Here is a 24,242-nt window from a genome sequence, read left to right as displayed (position 1 = left end):
GTGTACAAAACCAGGGGTGGAACTTTGACGTTCTGCACAGGGGCAAAGGGGGCGGGCAGGGCGTAACTGGCGAGGCGGGGCGGCGAGCGGGAGGCTGGTGTCTGCGGCCGAGGCGAAGCTCGGACGGGGCACCGAGCCGAAAGCACGCCAGGCGAAGGCATCCCGTGTCCGAAAACAGACGGTTACCCGAAACCACACGGCAACACCGAGGAAGGCGGCAGCGGCAGCGGCAGCGGCAGCGGCAGCGGCAGCGGCAGCGGCAGCGGCAGCGGCAGCGGCAGCGGCAGCGGCGAACGCCTCGTGGCGCGCACAGCTGCGGGCAGTCGTGCCGCTGGGGCGGCTCCCGACCCGAAGAAAGGCGGCACCCCGCAGCGCCGGGCTGCGCAACGCCCCGACCTCAGCTGCAACGCCGGGCACACAGCAAACAACGCCAGGCGAAACCCACCCTTCCGGCCCCCTCAAGACCGCACGGCCCCTTGGCAAGACCCCGCCCCCGAGGCACGTTGCCCATAAGGCCCGACGGAGACGCAGACCACGGCCAGAAAGAGGAGCGCACCCGACATGACAGCGAAGATCCTCATCGTCACCGGCGACGCCGCAGAGTCCCTGGAGGTCCTCTACCCCTACCAGCGCCTCCGCGAAGAGGGCTACGACGTCCACATCGCCGCCCCCGCCCGCAAGAAGCTCCAGTTCGTCGTCCATGACTTCGAACCCGGCTTCGACACCTACACCGAGAAACCCGGCTACACCTGGCCCGCCGACCTCGCTTTCTCCGAGGTGGACCCCGGTGACTACGTCGCCCTCGTCATCCCCGGCGGCCGCGCCCCCGAGTACCTCCGCAACGACCCCGAACTCCGCAAGATCCTCAAGTCGTTCTTCGACGCCGACAAACCGGTCGCCCAGATCTGCCACGGCCCCCTGCTCACCGCCGCGATCGACAGCCTCCGCGGCCGCCGCGTCACGGCGTACCCCGCCCTGGAGCTGGATATGCAGGCCGCCGGCGCCACCTTCCAGGACGCCGAGGCCGTGGTCGACGGCACCCTGGTCTCCTCCCGCGCCTGGCCGGACCACTCCCGCTGGATGCGGGAGTTCCTGACGGTGCTGCGGGCGAAGGCACCGGTGACGTGATGCCCACGGCGCCGGTGACCTGACCGGCCGGCCGACGCGGCTGCGGGCAGTCGTAGCGCGGGGCACCGCACCACGGGACCCGGGACTGCACAACCGGTCCCGGGCTGCCCGAACCGGACCCGGGCCGCACCACCGGACCTGGGCCGCACCACCGGACCCGGGCTGCACTACCGGTCCCCGACTGCCCGCTCCCTACGCCGCCAGCCGCTCCGCCTCCGCGACGGCCTCCGCGAGCGTGTCCACCACCGGCACCCCGACCTCCTCGAGGCTGGCCCGGCCGTGCGACCCCCCGGTGTAGAGCACGGCCCGCGCCCCCACGTGCAACGCCGCCACCGCATCGTCGGCGGCGTCCCCGATCACCACCGTGCGAGTCGGATCCACGCTCGCGAGCGCCTGGATGTGCCGCACCATGTGCTCGGCCTTGCTGCCTCCGGACGGCCCGGTCCGCCCGTCGACGCGTATGAAGTGCTCCTCGATCCCGAACCCCCGTACCAACGGGACGAGTTCGTCATGCACGTACATGCTGAGAATCGACTGGCTGCGCCCGGCCGACCGCCACTCCACGAGCAGCTCCGCCACACCCTCGGTGAGCCCGCATCTCACCCGGTGCTCGGTGTAGTACCGGTGGAAGGTCTCGTCCATGACCTCCCACTCGGTCTCGGTCGGCAACCGCCCCATCAGCCGCTCGTAGAACTTCGGCACCGGCACGCAGTAGAGCGCCCGGTACTGCTCCATCGTGATCGGTTCCAGCCCCAGCTCGGCGAACGCCGCGTTCGTCGCCCCGATGATCGCGTCATTGTCGTGGAACAGCGTCCCGTTCCAGTCCCAGACAATGTGCGCCCCTACTCGCTTCCCCATGCCAAAAACCGTACCCGCCACCACTGACAATCAAGAGAACCGCAGGTCAACGAGGCAATCGGGCGGATGTTCCAGAACCGAGGGTGCTCAGTCCCCCAGTCCCACCAGATTCGGAATCTCCTGGGTCGCGTACCACAGCAGCTCGTGATCCTCGGCCCCGTCCACCACGAACCGCGCGTCGTCGTCCCCGCCGTCCGCCGCCTCGAGCGCCTCGGCGGCCGCCGCCACATCCGCCTCCGCGTCGCCCGAGTCGACATGCACGGAGGCCGCCTTGGCCAGCGCCACGCCCCCGGCGATCCGCACCTCACCCAGCGCGGACGGGTCCAGCCCCCGGTCGGGGCCGGCGACCGCTGCCCCGTCGGGCACGTCGACGGCGACCACGACCCGACGCCGCGCCGCCCCGGCGTCCGCCGCCAGCAGCCGCAGTGAGGCGAGTGCAGCCCGGTTCAGCGCCGCGTACTCCAACTCCTCGATGTCGTCGGAGAGATACCACTCACGCAACGCGGGCGTGACGGCGTACGCGACGAGCGGCCCGGTCCCCAACTCGCCCGTCTTGTACGCCTCGGCGAGACCGGGGAGGGTCAGGGGGACGTAGACGCGCATGGCTGACCGCTTTCGTGTTCGTAAGGCTCCGCACGGACCCGAGAGGGCGGTCCCGCACCTCCCGGAGGGCCTTCAGGATACGTGCGGGCGTCCCCTTTCGAGTCCCCGCCGCCACCCCGCCCGGCGTCCACTCCGATCCGAGAACTCACCCGGCACCGGCCCGCCATCACGGCCTTCCGCGCCCTCCGATCACCCGGATAAGTGAAGTTTCCGGCCGCCCGATCCAGGTCTCCGCTCCCTTGCCGCCGACCCCCGGAACCCCGTACAAGATCACCGACCGCGAAGTTACTGCCCGGTACCACCCGGGCTCACCGAACGGGGACCCCCATGAACAAGGTCATGACCAGGACCCAGCTCCGCCCGGGCACCCGCCCTCAAAGCCGCCGAGACTCCCGCCGCCCCGGCGGCCTGCCGCCTCGTGCACCGGGCGGCGGCACCTCCCGTACGACCTCCCCCGGTGACCGCCCACCCGGCTCGCCGGCGGCAACGGGAAGCCACGCCCGCACCAGGCCCACCGACACCCGCCCACCATCCGCCCCCGCCCGGCCGCGGCCCAGCACGCCGCCGGCAGCCCCGCACCCTGCGAGCAGTCGTGCCGCTGTGGCGGCGCCCGTCCCGGAGAAGGACGGCACCCCGCAAGCGCCGTGCTGCGCGCCCCACCCCCGGTCCGCTCCGAGCCCGGGCGCGCTGCAAGCCCCGGTGAGCGTGCCGACGCAGGACCCGTTGAGGCCGATCCCCCAACCCCGCCCCACCGACGTCTTCGCCGACCGCCTGCTCCTGGTCCTGAGCGGCCAACGCCCCGTCCACTCGATGCTCCGCCACACCGCCGGGCGCGCCTACGACGAACTCGCCTGGCTGGCCGAACGCAGCCCCCTGCGCACCCGCGGCACCCGCCCCGTCGTCCGCGACATCGGCTACTTCGAACCCCGCCCGGGCGCCGTGGAAGCCTTCGCCCGCATCGGCGCCGGCGACCAACTGCGCGCGATGGCGTTCCGCCTGGAACAGGGCCAGGACCTCCGCTGGCGCTGCACGGCGGTCGAACTGGGCGGCCCGCGCAGGCCCCACACGGACGACGACTGACCACCCGCCCGCAGGCCGGCCACGCACGGACGAGGACTGACCATCCGCACGCAGGCCGACCGCCCACGGACGACGACAGGCCACCCGCACGCAGGCCGACCGCCCACGGACGACGACAGGCCACCGCCTGGGACCGCAAGCCGAAGGGCCGGGCCCCCACAGGAGACCCGGCCCTTCCAGCCGCTACGGCACCACAGGCACCGCCACTGTCTGCTCGACGCCGCTACCTGCTCACGGCGCCTTCACCCGGCGCTACTTCTTACGGCGCCGTCCACCACGCGACTGCTTGCGCCGCTCCGCGCGCGTGAGGCCGTCGGCCTCCGAACGCACCGGCTCGTCACCGTTGGCGAAGTCGCCCTCGACGATGTCACCTTCACCGTCCACCTTGGGCGCGGTGAAGTGCAGCCGGTCCGGACGGCGCGGGGCCTCGAGCCCCTTGGCGCGGATCTCGGGACGCGCGCCCGCCTGCGCCGGCACGGCGTCCTGCTTCTCCAGGTCGGCCACCGGCTTGGCGTCCTCGACGGGGACCTCCTCGACCTGCTGCTCGACCTGGACCTCCAGGTTGAACAGGTAGCCGACGGACTCCTCCTTGATGCCCTCCATCATCGCGGTGAACATGTCGAAGCCCTCGCGCTGGTACTCGACCAGCGGGTCCTTCTGCGCCATCGCGCGCAGGCCGATGCCCTCCTGGAGGTAGTCCATCTCGTAGAGGTGCTCGCGCCACTTGCGGTCCAGGACCGACAGCACGACCCGGCGCTCCAGCTCACGCATGATCTCGGAGCCGAGCTGCGCCTCCCGCTGCTCGTACTGCTCGTGGATGTCGTCCTTGATGGACTCGGCGATGAACTCGGCGGTGAGACCGGCCCGGTCGCCGGCCGCCTCCTCCAGCTCCTCGATGGTGACCTTCACCGGGTAGAGCTGCTTGAAGGCGCCCCACAGCCGGTCCAGGTCCCACTCCTCGGCGAAGCCTTCGGCGGTCTCCGCGGAGACATACGCGTCGATCGTGTCGTCCATGAAGTGCTGCACCTGCTCGTGCAGGTCCTCGCCCTCCAGGACACGGCGGCGCTCGCCGTAGATGACCTCACGCTGCCGGTTGAGGACCTCGTCGTACTTCAGAACGTTCTTACGGGTCTCGAAGTTCTGCTGCTCGACCTGCGACTGGGCGGACGCGATCGCGCGCGTGACCATCTTGTTCTCGATCGGCACGTCGTCGGGGACGTTCGCCATCGACATCACGCGCTCGACCATCTGGGCCTTGAACAGGCGCATCAGGTCGTCGCCGAGGGACAGGTAGAAGCGGGACTCGCCCGGGTCGCCCTGACGGCCGGAACGGCCGCGCAGCTGGTTGTCGATACGCCGCGACTCGTGCCGCTCCGTGCCGAGCACGTACAGGCCGCCGAGGGACTCGACCTCTTCCTTCTCGGCCTTGACGGCCGCCTCGGCCCGCTCCAGGGCGGCGGGCAGGGCGTGCGCCCACTCCTCGATGTGCTCCTCGGGGTCGAGGCCGCGCTGGCGCAGCTCGGCCTCGGCGAGGTCCTCGGGGTTGCCGCCGAGCTTGATGTCCGTACCACGGCCGGCCATGTTGGTGGCCACGGTGACGGCGCCCTTGCGGCCGGCCTGGGCGACGATCGTCGCCTCACGGTCGTGCTGCTTCGCGTTCAGCACCTCGTGCTGGATGCCCCGCTTGCTGAGCTGCTGCGACAGGTACTCGGACTTCTCGACCGACGTCGTACCGACGAGGATCGGCTGGCCCTTCTCGTGCTTCTCGGCGATGTCGTCGACGACGGCCTCGAACTTGGCGACCTCGGTGCGGTAGATCAGGTCCGACTGGTCCTTGCGGATCATCGGCTTGTTGGTCGGGATCGGGACCACGCCGAGCTTGTAGATCTGGTGGAACTCGGCGGCCTCGGTCATCGCCGTACCGGTCATGCCGGAGAGCTTGCTGTAGAGGCGGAAGAAGTTCTGCAGGGTGATCGTGGCGAGGGTCTGGTTCTCGTCCTTGATGTCCACCCCTTCCTTCGCCTCGATCGCCTGGTGCATGCCCTCGTTGTAGCGGCGGCCGGCGAGGATACGGCCGGTGTGCTCGTCGACGATCATGACTTCGCCGTCGATGACGACGTAGTCCTTGTCCTTCTTGAACAGTTCCTTGGCCTTGATGGCGTTGTTCAGGTAGCCGACGAGCGGCGTGTTCACCGACTCGTAGAGGTTGTCGATGCCGAGCCAGTCCTCGACCTTGCTGACGCCGGACTCGTGGATGGCGACAGTGCGCTTCTTCTCGTCGACGTCGTAGTCGCCGGTCTCCTCGAGGCCCTTGAGGGGGTTGCCGGCCTCGCCGCGCTTGAGGCGGAGGACCAGCTTGGCGAAGTCGCCGTACCACTTGGTGGCCTGGTCGGCCGGGCCGGAGATGATCAGCGGCGTACGGGCCTCGTCGACCAGGATGGAGTCGACCTCGTCGACGATGGCGTAGTTGTGACCGCGCTGGACCAACTCGTCCTTCGACCACGCCATGTTGTCGCGCAGGTAGTCGAAGCCGAACTCGTTGTTCGTGCCGTAGGTGATGTCGCAGTTGTACTGCTCGCGGCGCTGCGCCGGGGTCATGTTGGCGAGGATGCAGCCGACGGAAAGACCCAGGAACTTGTGGACGCGGCCCATCATCTCCGAGTCGCGCTCGGCCAGGTAGTCGTTGACCGTGATGAGGTGAACGCCGTCTCCGGAAAGAGCGTTCAGATACGCGGGCAACGTGCCGACCAGGGTCTTGCCCTCACCGGTCTTCATCTCGGCGACATAGCCGAGGTGGAGGGCGGCGCCACCCATCAGCTGGACGTCGTAGTGCCGCTGTCCGAGGACGCGCTTGGCGGCCTCGCGGACGGTGGCGAAGGCCTCCGGGAGCAGATCATCCAGGCTCTCACCATCGGCGTACCGCTGCTTGTACTCATCGGTGAGGGCCCGCAGCTCGGCGTCGGAGAGGTCGACGAAGTCCTCTTCGATGGAGTTGACCTGGTCCGCGATGCGGTGCAGCTTGCGCAGGATCTTGCCTTCGCCTGCACGCATGATCTTCGAGAGGACGGACACGGGGGTTGGTCTCCTTGCCGGTCGGGCCTGGGACGGTCGGTTTCCATTTGACTTGTCTGAGCAACGGCCATCGTATGCGAGGACCCCGCCGCGCCGGGAGCCTGCCGGTGACGCCGACGATCCGCTGCTTCAAATCTCCGTCAAAGGGACAACGGCCGGGGGTCGCGGATGGTGCCGCGTTCCGCCAACGAATTGTGCGAAACGCGATCACACGCTCACGCACCGCATGGTTCACGCACCGCATAAAAAATGGCGTTCGCCCCGCCCTCCGAGCAGAATCGGCCGATGGAACCCGTCACGCTCACCACCGACCGCCTCCTCATGCGCACGGTCGGCCCGCAGGACACCGATGCCGTGTACGAGGCCGTCCAGGACCCCGACATCCTGCGCTGGACCACGATCCCCTCGCCCTATCTGTACGAGCACGCCCACAGCTTCACGCACCAAATGGTCCCCGAGGGCTGGCGCCACGGTTCGATGTTCACCTGGGGGCTCTTCCTCCCCGAAGGGGAGGACCTGGTGGGCATGCTCGGTCTCACGATGCGTTCCATGAGCGATGCCGAGATCGGTTTCTGGGGCACCAAGGAGCACCGCGGCAACGGCTACATCACCGAGGCCGTCCTCGCCGCGTCCCGCTGGGCCTTCGTCCACGTCTCGATCGACCGCGTGGAATGGCGCGCGGAGGTCGGCAACCTCCCCTCCCGCGCAGTGGCGACCCGCACCGGCTTCACCTTGGAGGGCACCCTCCGCTCGGCCATCGTCCACCAGGGCGTCCGCCGTGACTGCTGGATCGGTTCCCTGCTCCCGTCAGACCTGGGCCTGCCATCGACAGCGCCTTACCTGCCGGCCCAGGCCCCCGAAGCCTGACCACGGCCACCGCTGCATTCAGCCCGTCCGGCGTTTGAGGACGAGGCCCCTTCGGGGCCGACGGGGGTCCAGGGGCGGAGCCCCTTCAGGATGGGACGGGTAGGGGCGGCGGGGGCGAATCGACCGACGCCGACCCGAACACCGGCCACCCCTCCCACAAACCCCCAGCTCACTCCCCATTGTCAGTGCCACCCCCTATCGTCCGAACCCATGACGACCCCGCGCCCCACCACCACCCTCTCGGTAGACGAGGCCCGCCGCATCGCCCTGAGAGCCCAAGGCTTCCTCGGCTCCCCCGACCGCCGCTCCGGCGTCCGCGGCATACTCCGTCACCTCGGCGCGGTCCAACTCGACACCATCTCGGTCCTGGCCCGCTCCCACGAACTCATCCCGTACGCCCGCCTGGGCGCGGTAGGCCGCAAGACGGTCGAGAAGGCGTACTGGACCGACACGCACGCCTTCGAGTACTGGTCTCACGCCGCCTGCATCCTCCCCGTGGAGGAGTGGCCCCACTTCGCGTTCCGCCGCCGCGCCTACCGCAACCGCCCCCACTGGAACCACGAACTCCCCGACGGCGCCTACGACCAGGTGATCAAACAGCTCCGCACCGAAGGCCCCCTCACCGCAACGGAGCTGGGCGGCGCGAAGAGGACCAGCGAGTGGTGGGACTGGTCGGGCTCGAAGGTCGCCGTCGAACGCGCCCTCATGTACGGCGAGGTGGTCTGCGTGGAGCGCCGCGGCTGGAAGCGCGTCTACGACCTCGCCGAACGCGCCATCCCGCAGTCACTGCTGCACGACGAACTGGACGACGCCGAGTGCCTGCGCCGCCTGGTCCGCCTGGCGGGCCAGTCCCTCGGCGTCGGCACACGCGCGGACATCGCCGACTACCACCGCCTCAAGGGCGAGCAGGTGGACGCGGTGATCGCCGACTCGGGCCTGGTCCCGGTGACGGTGGAGGGCTGGGGCAAGCCTGCCTGGGCCGACCCCGCGGCCCTGGAGACACCCCCGCGCGGCCGCCACCGCACGACGCTCTTGTCCCCGTTCGACTCCCTGATCTGGGAACGGGCCCGCACGGAGCGGATCTTCGGCTTCACCCACCGCCTGGAGGCCTACGTCCCCAAACAGAAGCGGGTCTACGGCTACTTCGCGATGCCGGTCCTGGCCGGCGGCCGTCTCGTCGGCCGCGTGGACCCGGCCCGCGAGGGCCACACGCTGGTGGCCAAGCAGGTCACCCTGGACGGCCCGAAGGCTGTCCCTGCAGTGGCCCAGGCCCTGGCCGAGGCGGCAAGCTGGGTCGACTGCACGGACGTACGCGTGGAACGGGTCGACGCCCCCGACCTGCGCGAGCCACTCGCCAGGGAGCTCACGCGCATACTGGCGTGACCGTTCAGCCCCGTCGCACCAGCCACCAGCCAGACCGGTCAGCCTCTCAGCGGATTCAGCCCTCAGCGGATCTCGAGGATCTTCTCCCGCATCGCATACACCACGGCCTCCATCCTGGAGTGCAGCTGCAGCTTCTCCAGGATGTTGCGCACATGGTTCTTCACGGTGTTCTCGGAGATGAACAACTCCTTGGCGATGTCGCGGTTGTTCATCCCCGTGGCGACGAGCTTGAGGACTTCCAGTTCACGGTCCGTCAGCCGCGGCGCGGGCACGAGCCGGCGCTCGTCCGTCCGCTGGATCATCGACTTGAACTCGGTGAGCAGTTTCGACGCCATGGACGGACTGATCTGCGACTGCCCGTCGGCCACCGCGCGAATGGCGGTGGCCACCTCGTCCGTGGAGATCTCCTTGAGGAGATAACCGGTCGCGCCCGCCTTGATCGCGTCGTAGAGGTCGGCCTCCTCGTCGCTGATCGTCAGCATGATGATCTTCGCGCTGGGGGCCACCTCCTTGATGGAGGTGCAGGCCTCGATCCCGCCCCGCTTGGGCATGCGGACGTCCATCAGGACGATGTCCGGCAGCAGGTCCGCGGCCTTGTCCACGGCCTCCGCGCCGTCACCCGCCTCCCCCACGACCTGGATGTCCTCCTCGGCCGCGAGCACGATCTCCAGTCCACGACGGAAGAGGGCATGGTCGTCCACGACGAGGACTCTGATCGGCTCCTTGCGTGGAGAGCCCGCTTCCGGGCCCGTGCCGACGACGTCGCCGTCGGCATCCTCGTCCCGCATCGGTCCGAAGCTGTCCGCCATCGTTCCTCCCCCTGAAGGCGCTGTGGCTGGTCCTGTGCCATCGCCAACCCAAGGCAGCGGCCCACCGGTTGGGCCGGTGCGGCCATGATTTCATGCCCGGCCGACACTACGGTGACGAGCGGGGCGCGAAGTGGTCGCACACCGGTGCCCCTGGGGGCGCACACGCGCTCCAGGGGCACCGGCGCAGCTGTCAGTGGGATGGGTCAGCCGCCCAGCGTGCCACCAGCCGCGGGAGACTGCGCCTGGGTGACCATCGGGTCCGTGCTGAGGTGGATGACGCCGTAGTCGTAGGCGTGCCGCCGGTAGACGACACTCGGTTCCTTGGTCTCGGAGTCGATGAACAGGTAGAAGTCGTGCCCGACCAGTTCCATCTCGTAGAGGGCCTGGTCGAGGGTCATCGGGGAGGCGACGTGCGTCTTCTCGCGCACGACGAGGGGTCCTTCGCCCTTCACTTCCAGCGAGCCGATCTTCTTGGTGGGAATTCCCTCCGGCTCTTCTTCCTGGAAGGTGTGGCCGTTGCCGTTGAGCGTCGCCGCGCCCGGAACGTGGTCGGGGACCTCGGCGGCCGAGATCCGGCGTGCGCCTCGGCGCGAGAAACGCTTGTCGTGCTGCTTGCGCAGCCGGGCATCCAGCTTCTCCGCCGCCAGGTCGAGTGCCGCGTACGGGTCGCTGGCCGCTGCCTCCGCCCGGATCACCGGACCGCGGGAGCGGAGCGTGATCTCCACTCGATCGCTGCGGTCGGCCTGTCGGGGGTTGGGCTCCTTGGACACCTCGACGTCGAGGCTGATCACCTTGGCATCGAGCCTCTGGATCTTCTCCAGCTTCAGCTTCTCGGCCACGTGCTTGCGGAACCGCTCGGGCACCTCGGTCTTGCGGCCTTTGACGACGATGTCCACGCAGAACTCCGTTCCCGGATCGCTCCGCTCCATCGGCGGAGCATCTCCCTTTTGCACCCGGCTCCGGTGAACCCCGGAACCTCGGACTCGGTGACTTCCACCTCCTCCTCCCCCATGGGCAAGATCTCCACCCCATGGCCGCGGGTGATTGCGCAAAACCCGCAGCACAGCATTCGGATATGAGAGGGATGGCCTGCGCCTTTCCCTCACAACCGAACATATCTCGCCCGGACGGATGTCGTCACCCTCTACTGCGCCGTACCTCCGTTCCGGTGAATTGACCCTCTCGTTACCTGCAACGATGCAAGTTCGCAGTCAGTTCCGGTCTATTTCGAAAGAATCCGGCGACGCAGCGACCACGGCCGCGCAGATCACGTCACCGGCCCGTCCGGCATCCATGATTCCCGGCATCTCACGCGTCCGCCGCACCACGCCCTCCGTCGAGCCCACTCTCCGTTCCCCAGTGCTTTCCCGACTTCCCGCCACGTACACAGCGGACCTGCCGTCACCACACGCCCCGAGCGCGGTCACCCATCCATACGCGTCCATCCCCTCCACCGTTCTGCCGTATCCGCTCGCATCTCCCTTCGTACGGCTGCGGAGGCCCCCTCCCTCGGGCCGCGAGGGGTCCGCCCGCTCCGGTCTGCGGGAGTCCACCCCGTCCGCCGAGGCAGCCCGCACGGCACGCGCCGCCTCCGCCAGGGAAGCGCCCGTCGTCATCAGATCGTCGACTAGCACGACCGGACCACCGGCGAGCAGCCGACCTGCGCCGGGAGCCACGGTCAGCGCGCCCGCGAGATTGCCCCACCGCTGTCGGGAGTTGAGCCCCGACTGATCGGCCACCGCGCGCCGCTGCCGCAGCACGGCGAGCACCCGCGCCGGCGTCCCGGCCCGCCGCAGCTCACCCGCGGCCGCGAGCGCGATCCGCCGCGCCGGATCATGCCCTCGTGCCCGCACCGCCCCGCCCCCGGAAGGAACGGGTACGAGCAGCACCGGCACACCGTCGCTCCCGAACCGCACCGCGCCGTCGGCCCGTACCTGAGCACCCCGGGACCGCACGTCCGGCACCGGCGTCCCACCGCCACCCGCACAGGCCTCCCGAAGCCCCGCCCGCACAGCCCCCGCCAGAGCCGTCCCGAGCGGCGCCGCGAGTGCCAGCGCGCCGCGCTCCTTGTGCGCCAGCAGCACGGCACGCACCTCGTCCGCGTACCGGGCCGCCGCGTGCACGACCGGCAGCCCGGGCGGCTCCGACACCGGCCGCACCCGGCTCGGTGCGGCCCCGCTCAGGACGGCACGGCACTCCGGACAGAGCACCGTACGAGGCCTGCCACAGCCCCCGCACTCGGCCGGCAGCACCAGGTCGGTGAGGTCCTGCCACCACCCCCGCATGCCCACCACTGTGCCAACGTCCGCGCCGACCGACCACCCCTGTGGATAACCGCCTGTGGAAAACTCCGGCCCCCACCCAGACGTCCTCTCCTGCCCCGCGATTACGCAGGATTCCCACCCCCGCAGGGAAGAGCCGGACGCCCACCCCGCAACGAGAAAGCGGCCGCCCCCGGCCGGAGTCCTCCCCCGGCCAGAGGCGGCCGCAACGCTCACCGGCCCCAGCCCCCAACGGCCCAGCCGGACACGATCTCACCCGGGATAAACCGGCGCGGTCCCGTCCGTCACCACCTTCTGCCACTGCATCCCGGACGGCAGCCGTACGATCCCGTCCTCCGAGTAGCCGACCAGCGGCAGCCGTGCGTCCTCGGACGCGGTGATCTCCTTCACGCCGCTGAGGGCCGCGGGCACCGGCCCCTCCGGTGTCGAGCCGTCGACCTGGACGTACCGCATCGTCTGGACACCGCCCTGCTCACGCCCGGCCACCACGAGCCGGCTGTCACCCGCCCACGACATGGCGGTGACCTCCTCCAACTCCGGTGTCGCGGAGCGCAGTTCGTGCACCGATACGGCCGCGGGCTCCCCGGCCTTCACGTTCTCGCTGTGCTCGATCCGCCCGATGAGCAGCGACGACCTGTCGCCCTGCTTCACCACCAGCGCGATCCGCACGCCGTCCGCGGCCACCCGGACGGACTCGATACGCCCCTCCAGTCCCGGCGGCGTCTTCACCACCAGCGGATCGCCCACGCCCTCCTTCAGCAGCAACAGCCGGGGACGGGCGGGGTCGCGATCGGCCACCCACAGGTCGCCCTGGGCGTCCCAGCTGGGCGCCGACAACCTCTCCTCGGCCGTCCTGCCCTCGCTGGTGAGCTCGGGCTCCCCCAGCGGGCCGCCCGAGACCAGCGCCCCGACATACAGGTTCTTGCCGTCGAGGCCAACGCCTGCCGCCATGTCCTCGTCGCGGGAAACAGCCACCGACTCCAGCTCGGTATCGCCCTCGCCCAGGGCACCCGGCACGGGATCGGGATGCGTGTCGTCGGTAGCGGCGGCCAGCCGTACGAGCCGGTGCTTGGCATCGAGGAAGTACAGGTAGTCGGCACGCTCGACCGACCCGCGCGTGGCGACGGCCTCCGCGTCGTCCTCGATGAGCGTGCACAGCTGCCGGCCACCCGCCCGCAGCTCGACCTCGTCCACCGTGGGGGTGAGGTTCTGCAGGGTGAACAGGAGCTGCGCCGCCATCTCTTTGCACTTGGTCAGCCCGACCCGGGCCGCCTTGTCGTTCAACGGCACGGTCAGCCGGTTCTGGTCATCGGTCGTCAGCGAGTCGCCGCCCGTCTTCAGCGCCGTACCGGTGGGGAAACTCGACCTGACGACCGGGTTGAGCCAGCTGGTGGGCCCCTTGAGCAGGGAGCGCACCATCTCCGTCACCGGATCGACGTTCCTGCGCACATAGACGGGATCGGCGACGGCCGCCGTGTGCGGGGCGGTCCCGAGCGTGGTGTTCGTGGCGAAGTAGTACTTGTCGACGGACATGTAGTTGCGCTGGAAGTCCGACTTGCCCATGACGACGCCGCGCGGCGGCACGTCGATGCGCCACTGCCTGGTCTTCTTGTCCCGGGTGAGATGCATCGTCTCGCTGTAGTCCCCGCCGGCAGGCGTGTACGACTGCTGCGCGTCGACCGTGGCGACCTTGGTGCCGGTCAGCGTGTACGAGAGGCCGTCGCTCTCCTCCCGCCCCGCCACGCGGTCGGCTTCAGCGCCCGGTCCGTTGGCGAGCACCGTCGTGGACAGCAACGGCCGCCACTTGTCCGACGCCTCCTTGGTCAGGTACTTGCGCGCTATCTCATAGTCCGGATCGTCGCTGGTCAGCGCTTCGAGGAAGCCCGTCACGATCTCCGCCGACGAAGCGTCCTCGTGCGGCGGCATGGCGAAGACCCGCACCTGGGTGTCCTGGCGCGGCGTGGACTCGACGCCACGCAGATCGCCGCTGTCGGGCATCGAGGCACACCCCGCGAGCAGTACGACACCACAGGCGGCGAACACCACCGCGCGCCCCGGCCCGCGCCGGGCGCCCCCTTCGCGGTCAGCGCCCACGAAATGCCTCCCCATGCTTGTCCGGTTCCTCGGCCCGCCCGGCTTCCTCGCTCGACGGCCCTTCCGCACCGGCTGTGTCCTCCTGCGCCCGCGCGCCCGAGGCGGGCCGGGGCACCACGCGCGCGCCGTTGCCGGGCAGCGCCGTCGGATCGGCCTTGGGGGCCGCCGAGCCCAACCGTGCGGTGAACGGGTCCCTCGACGGCATCGAAGGCGCCTGATCGCCCGTGGGCTGGGACGGCACCGTCGCGGCCTTCTCACCGCCGCCACGCGGCAGACCGGCGTCATTGAGTCCGCGATTGCGGCGCGAGTCCTTGGGCTCCAGCGGTATCGGCGAACCCCGCAAGGGCTCGTCCGCGGTCCGCGGCAGCGTCAGCCGGAACTGCGACCCGCCACCCGGCTCACCCCACGCCTGCAGCCAGCCACCGTGCAGCCGGGCGTCCTCCAGTGCGATGGACAGCCCGAGCCCCGTACCGCCCGTGGTACGCGCGCGTGCCGGGTCGGCCCGCCAGAAGCGGCTGAAGACCCGGGTCGCCTCGCCGGGCTTGAGCCCGACGCCGTAGTCGCGCACCGCGACCGCGACCGCCCCGCCCGCCGCCGCGAGCTTCACGACGACATCCCTGCCCTCGCCGTGCTCGACGGCGTTGACGACAAGGTTGCGCAGCACACGCTCGACGCGCCGGGCATCGGCCTCGGCGACGATGGGCTGCTGGTCGCCGAGGATCCGTATCTGTGTGCCCTTGCGCTCTGCGAGGGGTTCGGCACCGGTGACGACGCGGCGTACGACCTCCCTGAGGTCGATCGGCTCGGCCTCCAGCGCCGCCGCACCCGCGTCGAAGCGGCTGATCTCCAGCAGGTCGGCGAGCAGCGACTCGAACCGGTCCAGCTGGTCGGCGAGCAACTCCGCCGACCGGGCGGTCACCGGATCGAAGTCCTCCCGCGCCTCATGGATGACGTCGGCAGCCATGCGTACGGTCGTCAGCGGCGTCCGCAGCTCGTGCGACACGTCGGACACGAACCGCCGCTGCATCCGCGACAGGTCCTCCAGCTGCTGGATCTTCAGCTGCAGGTTCTGCGCCATCTTGTTGAAGGCCTCACCGAGCCGCGCGATGTCGTCCTCGCCGGTGACCTTCATCCGCTCCTGCAGCCGCCCCGCCGACAGCCGCTCGGCGATCCCGGCCGCCATCCGCACCGGCGTGACGACCTGGCGCACCACGAGCCAGGCGATGGCCCCGAGCAGTACGACGACGAAGAGCCCGGCGGTGGCGAGCGTCCCCTTGACCAGACTCAGCGACTTCTCCTCCTGCGCGAGCGGGAAGAGGTAGTAGAGCTGGTACGGGTCGCCGTTGGGGTCGTTGACCTGCTTGCCGATGACCAGGGCCGGCTGGGACTCCTTGTGAGCGCTGGGCTGGTAGACGATCCGGGTGTAGCTCTGGAACGCCCCCGTGGCGCTGTCGATCCGATCCCGCAGGGCCTCCGGCACGCTCGCGGTCGGGTCCACACCGCCGGAGGCACGCCGTCCGCGTCCGCCGGTGTCGCTACCCGCGGAAGTCGGGAGCGTCACCACCTCGAAGGCGCCCTGCCCGCCGCTGGACAGCGAGGAGACGAGATCGCTCATCCACTGGATGACGTTCTGGTCGGAACGCTCGTCCACCGTCGCACCGTCGTCGGCGGTACCGGCCGCCGCCTCGTCGGCCCTCTGCTTGGCCGCCGCGAAGCCGCCCGTGGCCTGGCTCTGCGAGGCCTTCACCTTGGCGTCCAGCAGCCCGTTGCGCACCTGCCCGATGACCACGAAACCGAGCAGCAGGACAACGCCCAGCGACATCAGCAGGGTCGTGACGACGACCTTGAGCTGGATGTTGCGCCGCCACAGCCGCATGACGGGCAGCAGCGGCCGACGCACCCAACGCAGTACGAGACGCAGGACCGGACTGCCCTGGACTCCTCCCTGCAGCAGCCCACCCCCGAGGAACCGTCCCCAACGGGAGCCCGCACCCTTCCGGCCGACAGGCCGCTCCGGACGGGCCCCGGTCCGACCGGGGGCCGCAGCGGCACTGTCCCCGGACATGTCAGCTCGGCCCTGCCTTGTAGCCGACGCCACGAACGGTCACCACGATCTCCGGACGCTCCGGGTCCTTCTCGACCTTGGAACGCAGTCGCTGCACATGCACGTTCACCAGACGGGTGTCGGCCGCGTGCCGGTAGCCCCATACCTGCTCGAGGAGCACCTCACGCGTGAACACCTGCCACGGCTTGCGCGCCAGCGCGACCAGCAGGTCGAACTCCAGCGGCGTCAGCGCGATGGACTGTCCGTCGCGCTTCACGGAGTGCCCGGCCACATCGATGACGAGGTCGCCGATGGCCAGCTGCTCGGGTGCCGGCTCCTCCGACCTCCTCAGCCGCGCCCGGATCCGGGCGACGAGCTCCTTCGGCTTGAACGGCTTCACGATGTAGTCGTCGGCGCCGGACTCGAGGCCGACCACCACGTCCACGGTGTCGCTCTTGGCCGTGAGCATCACGATCGGCACCCCCGACTCCGCCCGGATCAGACGGCACACCTCGATACCGTCCCGCCCGGGCAGCATCAGGTCGAGCAGCACCAGATCGGGCTTGGTCTCCCGGAATGCGGCCAGCGCCTTGTCGCCGTCGGCTACGAAAGACGGCTCAAAACCTTCACCACGCAGCACGATGCCGAGCATCTCGGCCAGTGCGGTGTCGTCGTCGACGACAAGGACTCGTCCCTTCATGGATGCCATCATCCCATTCTCATAACAGTGGCGAAGGCAGTGGTGAGATAGGTCACCGGCCAGTGACCTTAGTCGTACGCGAGGGCTACTGTCTGCCCTCGTCGGCACGACGGAGCGTTACCTTTTGGGCGGATTCACCCGACCTTGCCCCGGCTGGTCCCGACCTCTATCTCACAACGTCTGTGTCATCTGCCGGGACCTGGCACACAGCTCCGCCAGCGCCTCAGCAGTCACGGGCGACACGGCACCCTCCTCAGTGACGATCGCCGTCACCAGCTCGGGCGGCGTCACATCGAACGCCGGGTTGTACGCCTGCGTCCCCAGAGGCGCCACCGGAATCCCGCCCCCCGGTTCCGCTCCCGCCACCGGCACCTGAGGCGCCATGACCTCGGTGACCTCGAATCCGGGACGCTGCTCGACCTCGATGGACGCCCCGTCCGGCGTCTGCGGATCCACCGTCGTCAGCGGTGCCACCACGATGAACGGCACATGGTGGTACCGGGCGAGCACCGCGAGCGGATAGCTCCCCACCTTGTTCGCCACCGAACCATCGGCCGCGATGCGGTCCGCCCCGATCAGCACCGCGTCCACCTCACCGGCAGCGAACAGCGAGCCCGCCGCATTGTCCGTGAGCAAGGTGTACGCCATCCCGTTGCGTGCGGCCTCGTACGCCGTCAGGCGAGCCCCTTGCAGCAACGGCCGCGTCTCGTCCACCCACAGCCGCCTCAGCCGCCCGGCCCGCTGCGCAGCAAGCGCCACCGCGAACGCCGTGCCCTCACCTCCCGACACCAGCGCCCCGGTGTTGCAGTGCGTGAGAATGCGGTGCCCGCCTCCGGGCAACAGCTCGTCCAGCAGCGCCAGCCCCTGCTCGGCCATCCGGGCGCTGGCCTCGGCGTCCTCCTTGTGCAACGCCCGCGCCGCACCCAGCGCCGCAGCGGCGGCCTGCTCGACATCGCCACTCCTGACGAGCTCGGCCCGGTACGCGGACTGGGCCCTGCGCACGCCGACGGCGAGGTTCACCGCGGTGGGCCGGGCACCCGCCAGCGACTCCGCGGCGGCATCCACGTCGAAGCCGCGCGCGGCGGCGAGCGCGACACCGTACGCCCCGGCGATCCCGAGCAGCGGCGCCCCGCGCACGGCGAGCGAACGGATCGCCTCCACCAGCGCGGACGCGTCCGTACACACCAGCTCGACCTCCTCGGCCGGCAGTCTCGTCTGGTCGAGAAGGACCAGAACGGGACCCTCGGGTGGTTCGTCCCACCGGATCGCCGGTATCCCCGTCGTCGCTTTGCTGTCCTCGCCGGATTGCGCGTGCTGATCAGCCATGCGGCCAGTCTGCCCTTTGTCCGGCGGACAATTGAAGGTGTGCAGCCGATACCGCGGCCGGTACCTCGCCGACCGCCCCATGGCACGATGGCTGCCAACCTGCCGCCGCGACCGCGGACGGGCACCGTGAAGGAGCGACGATGAAAGACACTCCGGGCTGGGCCTCGCCCGGATCCGCCCCGTCCGACGGGCAGGAACCGGAGGCATCCGGACCTGCCGAGCCCGCAGACCGTCCCGACCCCGCGCAGCAGCCGGGACCGGACCCACAGGGCCCCGGCACGAAGTGGTCCAACGAGCAGCCGCCACCCGGCCAGTGGTCCGCCCCGACGGGGCCGCCGGCGCCCGGCCAGACCCCGCCACCCCCACCGCCCGGCCCGGGCTGGGGCACCCACCCGCCCGCAGGCCCCGGTGGATACGGCGGATACGGCGGCGGTCACCCCGGCTACGGCGCCCCGGGCGGTTACGGCGCCTGGGGAAGCGGCTGGGGCGGCCCACCGCCCGCCGCCAAGCCCGGCGTGATCCCGCTGCGCCCACTCGGCGTCGGCGAGATCCTCGACGGAGCGGTCTCCACCATGCGCACCTACTGGCGCACGGTCCTCGGCATCTCGCTGACCGTCGCGATCGTGACGGAGATCGTCGCCATTCTCGTCCAGGGCTTCGTCCTGAACGACCGCACCAGCACCGAGGCCCTCGACGACCCGAGCGCCACCCTCAGCGAGCTGGCCCGCGCCACGCGCGACGCCATGCTCAACTCCAGCGTGATCCTCCTGATCTCGGTGATCGGCGCGATCGCCGCGACCGCGCTGCTGACGACAGTCACCAGCCGCGCGGTACTCGGCAAGTCGGTGACCACCCGCGAGGCCTGGCACGATGCCCGCCCTCAGGTACTGCGGCTCTTCGGCCTGCTCTTCCTGCTGCTGCTCATGGTCTTCGGCCTGGTGGTCGCAGGTGCCGTGCCCGGAATCCTCGTGGCCGCTTCGGGCTCGGGCGACGGAGGCGCGGCGCTCGCCGTCCTGGGCATGTTCGGCACCGGCATCATCGCGCTGTGGCTGTGGTTCCGCTTCTCCCTGGCCTCGCCGGCGCTGATGCTGGAGAAGCAGGGCATCATGAAGGCCCTGAGCCGCTCCGCGAAGCTCGTCCGCGGCTCCTGGTGGCGCGTCTTCGGCATCCAGTTGCTGGCCACGATCATCGCGAACATCGTCGCGGCGATCGTCGTCATCCCCTTCACCTTCCTCGGCAGCGCCCTCAGCGGCGACGGCGCCGCAAGCTTCCTCAACGGCACCGCCGACTTCGGCTGGACGTTCCTCATCGTCAGCGGCATCGGCTCGGTGATCGGTTCCATGATCACCTTCCCGATCACGGCCGGCGTCACCGTCCTGCTCTACATCGACCAGCGCATCCGCCGCGAGGCCCTCGACCTCGAACTGGCCCGAGCAGCCGGCGTCCAGGGCTACGGCACCGACACCCCGGGGAGCTGAACCGGTGAGCCTGGCGGGGGGAGTTCTCACAACGGCGTCAGCACTGCCCGACGCGGCCATACGCGCGTTGCTGCGCGCAGGCGACACATCCGTACAGGCGTCGTCGCGCGTCGGCGACACGTCCGTACTGTCGCTGCTGACGCGCTCGGACGACGAGCCCCCACTGACGATCCCGCGTGATCCCGCGCGGGAAGCCGCCCGGCGCGAGCTGTCCAAGCGCATGTACCACGAGAACGAACCGAGCTGGTTCCAGCGCGCCCTGGACGCCTTCTGGGACTGGGTCGATGACCTGTTCAACAGCGCCTCGACCGTGACGCCCGGAGGACCACTCGGCCTGGTCGTCGTCATCCTGGTGGTCCTCGCGGTCCTCGGTGCCCTGTGGTGGCGCCTGGGCACCCCGCGCCGCCAACCCACCTCCTCCCCCGCCCTGTTCGACGACCGCCCCCGCAGCGCCGCCGAACACCGAGCCGCCGCCGAAGCCCACGCCGCCCAGGGCCACTGGAACCAGGCCGTCCAGGAACGCATGCGCGCCATCGTCCGCTCCCTCGAGGAACGCGCACTCCTCGACGTCCGCCCAGGCCGCACCGCGGACGAGGCCGCCGCCGAAGCAGGCCGCTCGATGCCCTCGCACACGGACCGACTGCGCTCCGCCGCCCGGGACTTCGACGACGTGACATACGGCGGACGAACCGCGACCCAGCAGGCGTACCAGCGCATCGCCACACTCGACCGCGACCTGGAGAACAGCAAGCCACAGCTCGCGAGCAGCACATCCAGCACGGCGCACAACGCCCGCCAGGGAGCAGCCGAATGACCACCGAGGCCCAGCTCCCGTCCACCTCGGCCTCGCCCACGGCACGCCAGGTGTGGACCCGCGCGCGAGGCGTCGCCCTCGCCGTCGTAGTCCTGCTGGCGGCAGCCGTCGCGATCGCCACGATCCGCTCCGACGCCCGGCACGGCAGCCTCGACCCACGCTCCGCCGACCCCAAGGGCAGCCGGGCTATCGCCGAACTCCTCGCCGACCGAGGCGTGGACACGCGCGTGGTCACCACCCTGGACGAGGCCCGCGCCGCGGCAGCCGCGGACACCACCCTCCTGGTCGCCCTCCCCGACCTGCTGACGCACCGTCAACAGACTTGGCTGCGCTCGTCGATCGCCGGCTCCGACGGCCGTACCGTCCTCGTCGCCCCGGGCAGCTGGTCCGTCGAAAGGCTCGTCCCCGGGGTCACCGCGGACCCCGCCACCAGCCTCGACTCGGAACTCTCCCCCGACTGCGCCCTGCCCGCCGCCCAGCGCGCGGGCACCGCCGACCTGGGAGGCATCCGCTACACCACGACCCACCTCGGCGCCGACGAGTGCTACCCCAGCGAACGCCTGGCCACCCTGCTGCGAGTCCCGGAGACCACCGGGAACGGCGACACCGTCGTCCTCGGCGCGCCCGACATCCTCCACAACGAACGCCTCGACGAGCAGGGCAACGCCTCGCTCGCCCTCCAACTCCTCGGCTCCCGCCCCCATCTCGTCTGGTACCTCCCCTCGCTCTCCGACACGTCGGCCGCCGACGCGGACGACGAACGCAGCTTCTTCGACCTGCTCCCCTCGGGCTGGCTCTGGGGCACCCTGCAACTCTTCATCGCCGCAGCCCTGGCCGCCCTCTGGAGGGCACGCCGACTCGGCCCCCTGGTGCCCGAAAAACTCCCCGTGGCGATCCGAGCCTCCGAAACCATCGAAGGCCGCGCCCGCCTCTACCGCAAGGCCAACGCCCGCGACCGCGCGGCCGCCGCTCTTCGCTCCACCACCCGCACGCGCCTCGCCCCCCTCGTAGGCATCCCCGTCTCCCAGGCGCACGCGCCCGAGGCCCTGCTCCCCGCTCTGTCCGCCCACCTCCACAACCACGGAGACGGACAGACCCTGCACACTCTCCTCTTCGGCCCGCCGCCCAGCGACGACACGGCCCTCATCGCCCTCGCCGACCAACTCGACGCCCTCGAAAGAGAGGTACGCCGTCCATGATGGACCCGACCACTGACAACGCCGGGAACACCGGGGACCCGGGCACCGCCCGCGCCTCCCTGGAAGCCCTGCGCGCCGAGATCGCCAAAGCCGTGGTCGGCCAGGACCCCGCCGTGACCGGCCTCGTCGTCGCCCTCCTCTGCCGCGGACACGTTCTCCTTGAAGGAGTCCCTGGGGTGGCCAAAACGTTGCTCGTCCGCACACTCGCATCCGCACTGGAACTCGACACCAAGCGCGTCCAGTTCACCCCCGACCTCATGCCGAGTGACGTGACGGGCTCCCTCGTCTACGACACCCGCACCGCCGAGTTCTCCTTCCAGCCCGGCCCGGTCTTCACCAACCTCCTCCTCGCCGACGAGATCAACCGCACCCCGCCGAAGACCCAGTCGTCCCTGCTGGAGGCCATGGAGGAACGCCAGGTCACCGTCGACGGCACACCCCGCCCGCTGCCCGAGCCGTTCCTGGTCGCCGCGACGCAGAACCCGGTGGAATACGAGGGCACGTATCCGCTCCCAGAAGCCCAGCTGGACCGTTTCCTCCTCAAGCTCACGATCCCGCTGCCCTCCCGCCAGGACGAGATCGACGTACTCACCCGCCACGCCGAGGGCTTCAACCCGCGCGACCTGCGCGCCGCCGGCGTACGCCCCGTCGCAGGCCCAGCAGACCTGGAGGCGGCACGCGCTGCGGTGGCCAAGACGACGGTCTCGCCGGAGATCATGGCCTACGTGGTCGACATCTGCCGAGCCACCCGAGAATCGCCGTCCCTGACCCTGGGCGTCTCCCCACGCGGCGCCACGGCCCTCCTGGCCACCGCCCGCGCATGGGCCTGGCTGACGGGCCGCGACTACGTCACCCCCGACGACGTCAAGGCACTGGCCCTGCCCACCCTCCGCCACCGAGTGCAGCTCCGCCCGGAGGCCGAGATGGAAGGCGTCACGGCCGACTCCGTCATCAACGCGATCCTCGCCCACGTCCCCGTCCCCCGCTGATGGCACTCACCGGACGCGCCGCACTCCTCGCGGCCCTAGGCTCCCTCCCCGTAGGCATCTGGGACCCCAGCTGGACGGGCATCCTCGCGGTCAACGCACCCCTCGCCGCGGCCTGCGCCTGCGACTTCGCCCTGGCGGCGCCCGTACGCCGACTGGGCCTGACCCGCTCCGGCGACACCTCTGTCCGGCTGGGCGAGACAGCCGACGTCACCCTCACGGTCACCAACCCGTCCCGCCGCCCCCTCCGCGCCCACCTCCGGGACGCCTGGCCGCCCAGCAGCTGGCAGCCAGGCACAGAGGTGACGGCCTCCCGCCACCGCGTGACGGTCCCCGCCGGCGAACGCCGCCGTCTCACGACCCGCCTACGGCCCACCCGCCGCGGCGACCGCCAGGCCGACCGCGTGACGATTCGCTCGTACGGCCCTCTGGGCCTCTTCTCCCGCCAGGGCACCCACAAAGTCCCCTGGACGGTACGGGTCCTGCCCCCCTTCACAAGCCGCAAGCACCTGCCCTCCAAACTGGCCCGCCTGCGCGAACTGGACGGCCGCACCAGCGTGCTCACTCGCGGCGAGGGCACAGAGTTCGACAGCCTGCGCGAGTACGTCCCCGGCGACGACACCCGCTCCATCGACTGGCGCGCTACGGCCCGACAGTCCGCGGTCGCCGTACGCACCTGGCGCCCCGAACGCGACCGCCACATCCTCCTGGTCCTGGACACAGGCCGTACCTCGGCAGGACGTGTCGGCGACGCTCCACGCCTCGATGCCTCCATGGACGCGGCACTACTCCTGACCGCCCTGGCCTCCCGCGCCGGCGACCGCGTGGACCTTCTCGCCTACGACCGCCGAGTACGCGCCCTCGTCCAGGGCCGCGCAGCAGGTGACGTTCTCCCGTCCCTGGTCAACGCGATGGCCACGGTCGAGCCCGAGCTGATCGAAACGGATGCCCGGGGCCTTACGGCCATGGCACTGCGAACGGCACCCCGCCACTCCTTGATCGTGCTGCTGACCGCCCTGGACGCTGCCCCGATCGAGGAGGGCCTGCTGCCCATCCTGTCCCAGCTCACCCAGCGCCACACAGTTCTGCTGGCATCAGTAGCGGATCCTCACATCGCGCGCATGGCAACCGCACGCGGAAACACGGACTCGGTTTACGAGGCCGCAGCCGCCGCCCAGGCCCAGAGCGAACGACACCGCACGGCGGAACAACTCCGCCGTCACGGCGTTACGGTCGTCGACGCGACGCCGGAAGAACTCGCGCCGGCACTGGCGGACGCCTATCTGGCCCTCAAGACGGCGGGTCGTTTGTGATCCGGAGGGGAGCGTCTGATGGGCTCCCCCCGGAGCTGAACCCACCAGAACCCGAAACCGGAAACGCAGAAAACCCCCGAACCGGTATCCCCGGCCGGGGGTTTTCTCAAAATTTGTTCGGCGGCGTCCTACTCTCCCACAGGGTCCCCCCTGCAGTACCATCGGCGCTGTAAGGCTTAGCTTCCGGGTTCGGAATGTAACCGGGC

The 24,242-nt window shown here is 70.4% G+C and carries 20 protein-coding genes and 1 rRNA gene; 9 read left to right on the top strand and 12 right to left on the bottom strand.

Translation table 11 applies throughout. The features are described 5' to 3' along the window. Positions 1–182 precede the first annotated feature (182 nt). Positions 183–311, bottom strand: a complete 129-nt coding sequence (locus ACZ7L6_RS38540; RefSeq protein WP_471932328.1) for a hypothetical protein — start codon at positions 309–311, stop codon at positions 183–185. Positions 312–561: 250 nt separating this feature from the next. On the opposite strand from ACZ7L6_RS38540, the gene ACZ7L6_RS38535 reads away from it, so the two are divergent. After that, positions 562–1,128 (top strand): DJ-1/PfpI family protein, encoded by a 567-nt coding sequence (locus ACZ7L6_RS38535; protein ID WP_471932326.1) that lies wholly within the window; start codon positions 562–564, stop codon positions 1,126–1,128. A 192-nt stretch (positions 1,129–1,320) separates the two neighbouring features. On the opposite strand, the gene ACZ7L6_RS38530 is transcribed toward ACZ7L6_RS38535, so the two are convergent. Together ACZ7L6_RS38530 and ACZ7L6_RS38525 are read right to left on the bottom strand one after the other, a co-directional pair. After that, positions 1,321–1,986, bottom strand: coding sequence for an HAD family hydrolase (locus tag ACZ7L6_RS38530; protein WP_471932324.1), 666 nt, complete (start codon positions 1,984–1,986; stop codon positions 1,321–1,323). Positions 1,987–2,073: 87 nt separating this feature from the next. Beyond that, the gene (locus ACZ7L6_RS38525; protein WP_471932322.1) at positions 2,074–2,589 is read right to left on the bottom strand and encodes a DUF6912 family protein; all 516 of its coding nucleotides are present in this window, start codon (positions 2,587–2,589) and stop codon (positions 2,074–2,076) included. 327 nt (positions 2,590–2,916) lie between these two features. Between ACZ7L6_RS38525 and ACZ7L6_RS38520 the strand changes: the two genes are divergently transcribed. Continuing rightward, on the top strand, positions 2,917–3,669 hold the full coding sequence (locus tag ACZ7L6_RS38520; protein ID WP_471932320.1) for an Rv3235 family protein: 753 nt from the start codon (positions 2,917–2,919) through the stop codon (positions 3,667–3,669). Between the two features lie 252 nt (positions 3,670–3,921). Here the strand turns inward: ACZ7L6_RS38520 and secA are convergent, their stop codons facing one another. After that, positions 3,922–6,741, bottom strand: coding sequence for a preprotein translocase subunit SecA (gene secA, locus ACZ7L6_RS38515; RefSeq protein WP_471932318.1), 2,820 nt, complete (start codon positions 6,739–6,741; stop codon positions 3,922–3,924). Positions 6,742–7,026: 285 nt separating this feature from the next. Between secA and ACZ7L6_RS38510 the strand changes: the two genes are divergently transcribed. After that, a complete protein-coding gene (locus ACZ7L6_RS38510) occupies positions 7,027–7,608 on the top strand; it encodes a GNAT family N-acetyltransferase (RefSeq protein ID WP_471932316.1) in 582 nt (193 codons plus the stop codon). A 210-nt stretch (positions 7,609–7,818) separates the two neighbouring features. Then, the gene (locus ACZ7L6_RS38505) at positions 7,819–8,991 is read left to right on the top strand and encodes a winged helix-turn-helix domain-containing protein (RefSeq protein WP_471932314.1); all 1,173 of its coding nucleotides are present in this window, start codon (positions 7,819–7,821) and stop codon (positions 8,989–8,991) included. Between the two features lie 62 nt (positions 8,992–9,053). Here the strand turns inward: ACZ7L6_RS38505 and ACZ7L6_RS38500 are convergent, their stop codons facing one another. The 7 genes from ACZ7L6_RS38500 to mtnA all read right to left on the bottom strand — a co-directional run bounded on the left by ACZ7L6_RS38500 (position 9,054) and on the right by mtnA (position 18,246). Beyond that, positions 9,054–9,800 (bottom strand): response regulator, encoded by a 747-nt coding sequence (locus ACZ7L6_RS38500; RefSeq protein WP_471932312.1) that lies wholly within the window; start codon positions 9,798–9,800, stop codon positions 9,054–9,056. Between the two features lie 203 nt (positions 9,801–10,003). Further along, entirely contained in the window at positions 10,004–10,696 is a 693-nt protein-coding gene (gene hpf, locus ACZ7L6_RS38495; protein ID WP_433054503.1) for a ribosome hibernation-promoting factor, HPF/YfiA family, read from the bottom strand. 315 nt (positions 10,697–11,011) lie between these two features. After that, the gene (locus ACZ7L6_RS38490) at positions 11,012–12,085 is read right to left on the bottom strand and encodes a ComF family protein (RefSeq protein WP_471932310.1); all 1,074 of its coding nucleotides are present in this window, start codon (positions 12,083–12,085) and stop codon (positions 11,012–11,014) included. A 249-nt stretch (positions 12,086–12,334) separates the two neighbouring features. After that, positions 12,335–14,176, bottom strand: coding sequence for an LpqB family beta-propeller domain-containing protein (locus tag ACZ7L6_RS38485; protein ID WP_471932308.1), 1,842 nt, complete (start codon positions 14,174–14,176; stop codon positions 12,335–12,337). Then, positions 14,166–16,241: an MtrAB system histidine kinase MtrB gene (mtrB, locus tag ACZ7L6_RS38480; protein WP_471932306.1), complete on the bottom strand. Its 2,076-nt coding sequence runs from the start codon at positions 16,239–16,241 to the stop codon at positions 14,166–14,168. Before mtrB ends, ACZ7L6_RS38485 begins: the two co-directional genes overlap by 11 nt. 1 nt (position 16,242) lies before the next feature. Continuing rightward, the gene (gene mtrA, locus ACZ7L6_RS38475; protein WP_272124745.1) at positions 16,243–16,932 is read right to left on the bottom strand and encodes a two-component system response regulator MtrA; all 690 of its coding nucleotides are present in this window, start codon (positions 16,930–16,932) and stop codon (positions 16,243–16,245) included. A 159-nt stretch (positions 16,933–17,091) separates the two neighbouring features. Further along, on the bottom strand, positions 17,092–18,246 hold the full coding sequence (mtnA, locus tag ACZ7L6_RS38470) for an S-methyl-5-thioribose-1-phosphate isomerase (protein WP_471932303.1): 1,155 nt from the start codon (positions 18,244–18,246) through the stop codon (positions 17,092–17,094). A 140-nt stretch (positions 18,247–18,386) separates the two neighbouring features. Here mtnA and ACZ7L6_RS38465 point away from each other — a divergent pair, with 140 nt between their 5' ends. The 5 genes from ACZ7L6_RS38465 to ACZ7L6_RS38445 are packed head-to-tail and all read left to right on the top strand — an operon-like array spanning position 18,387 to position 24,036. Continuing rightward, entirely contained in the window at positions 18,387–19,724 is a 1,338-nt protein-coding gene (locus tag ACZ7L6_RS38465) for a DUF7847 domain-containing protein (RefSeq protein ID WP_471932301.1), read from the top strand. 4 nt (positions 19,725–19,728) lie between these two features. Beyond that, on the top strand, positions 19,729–20,538 hold the full coding sequence (locus ACZ7L6_RS38460; protein WP_471932299.1) for a DUF4129 domain-containing protein: 810 nt from the start codon (positions 19,729–19,731) through the stop codon (positions 20,536–20,538). Beyond that, the gene (locus ACZ7L6_RS38455; RefSeq protein ID WP_471932297.1) at positions 20,535–21,737 is read left to right on the top strand and encodes a DUF4350 domain-containing protein; all 1,203 of its coding nucleotides are present in this window, start codon (positions 20,535–20,537) and stop codon (positions 21,735–21,737) included. The genes ACZ7L6_RS38460 and ACZ7L6_RS38455 overlap by 4 nt, the downstream gene beginning before the upstream one ends. After that, positions 21,737–22,726, top strand: coding sequence for an AAA family ATPase (locus tag ACZ7L6_RS38450; RefSeq protein ID WP_471932470.1), 990 nt, complete (start codon positions 21,737–21,739; stop codon positions 22,724–22,726). The genes ACZ7L6_RS38455 and ACZ7L6_RS38450 overlap by 1 nt, the downstream gene beginning before the upstream one ends. Beyond that, positions 22,726–24,036 carry a DUF58 domain-containing protein gene (locus ACZ7L6_RS38445; RefSeq protein WP_471932295.1) on the top strand — a complete coding sequence of 437 codons (1,311 nt, stop codon included), beginning with the start codon at positions 22,726–22,728 and terminating at the stop codon, positions 24,034–24,036. The genes ACZ7L6_RS38450 and ACZ7L6_RS38445 overlap by 1 nt, the downstream gene beginning before the upstream one ends. A gap of 115 nt (positions 24,037–24,151) precedes the next feature. Here the strand turns inward: ACZ7L6_RS38445 and rrf are convergent. After that, positions 24,152–24,242: ribosomal RNA gene (rrf, locus tag ACZ7L6_RS38440) — 5S ribosomal RNA — on the bottom strand; the annotation flags it as partial.

The sequence above is a fragment of the Streptomyces sp. NPDC107522 genome (assembly GCF_055657525.1).
This window is presented reverse-complemented; position numbering and strand designations above follow the sequence as displayed.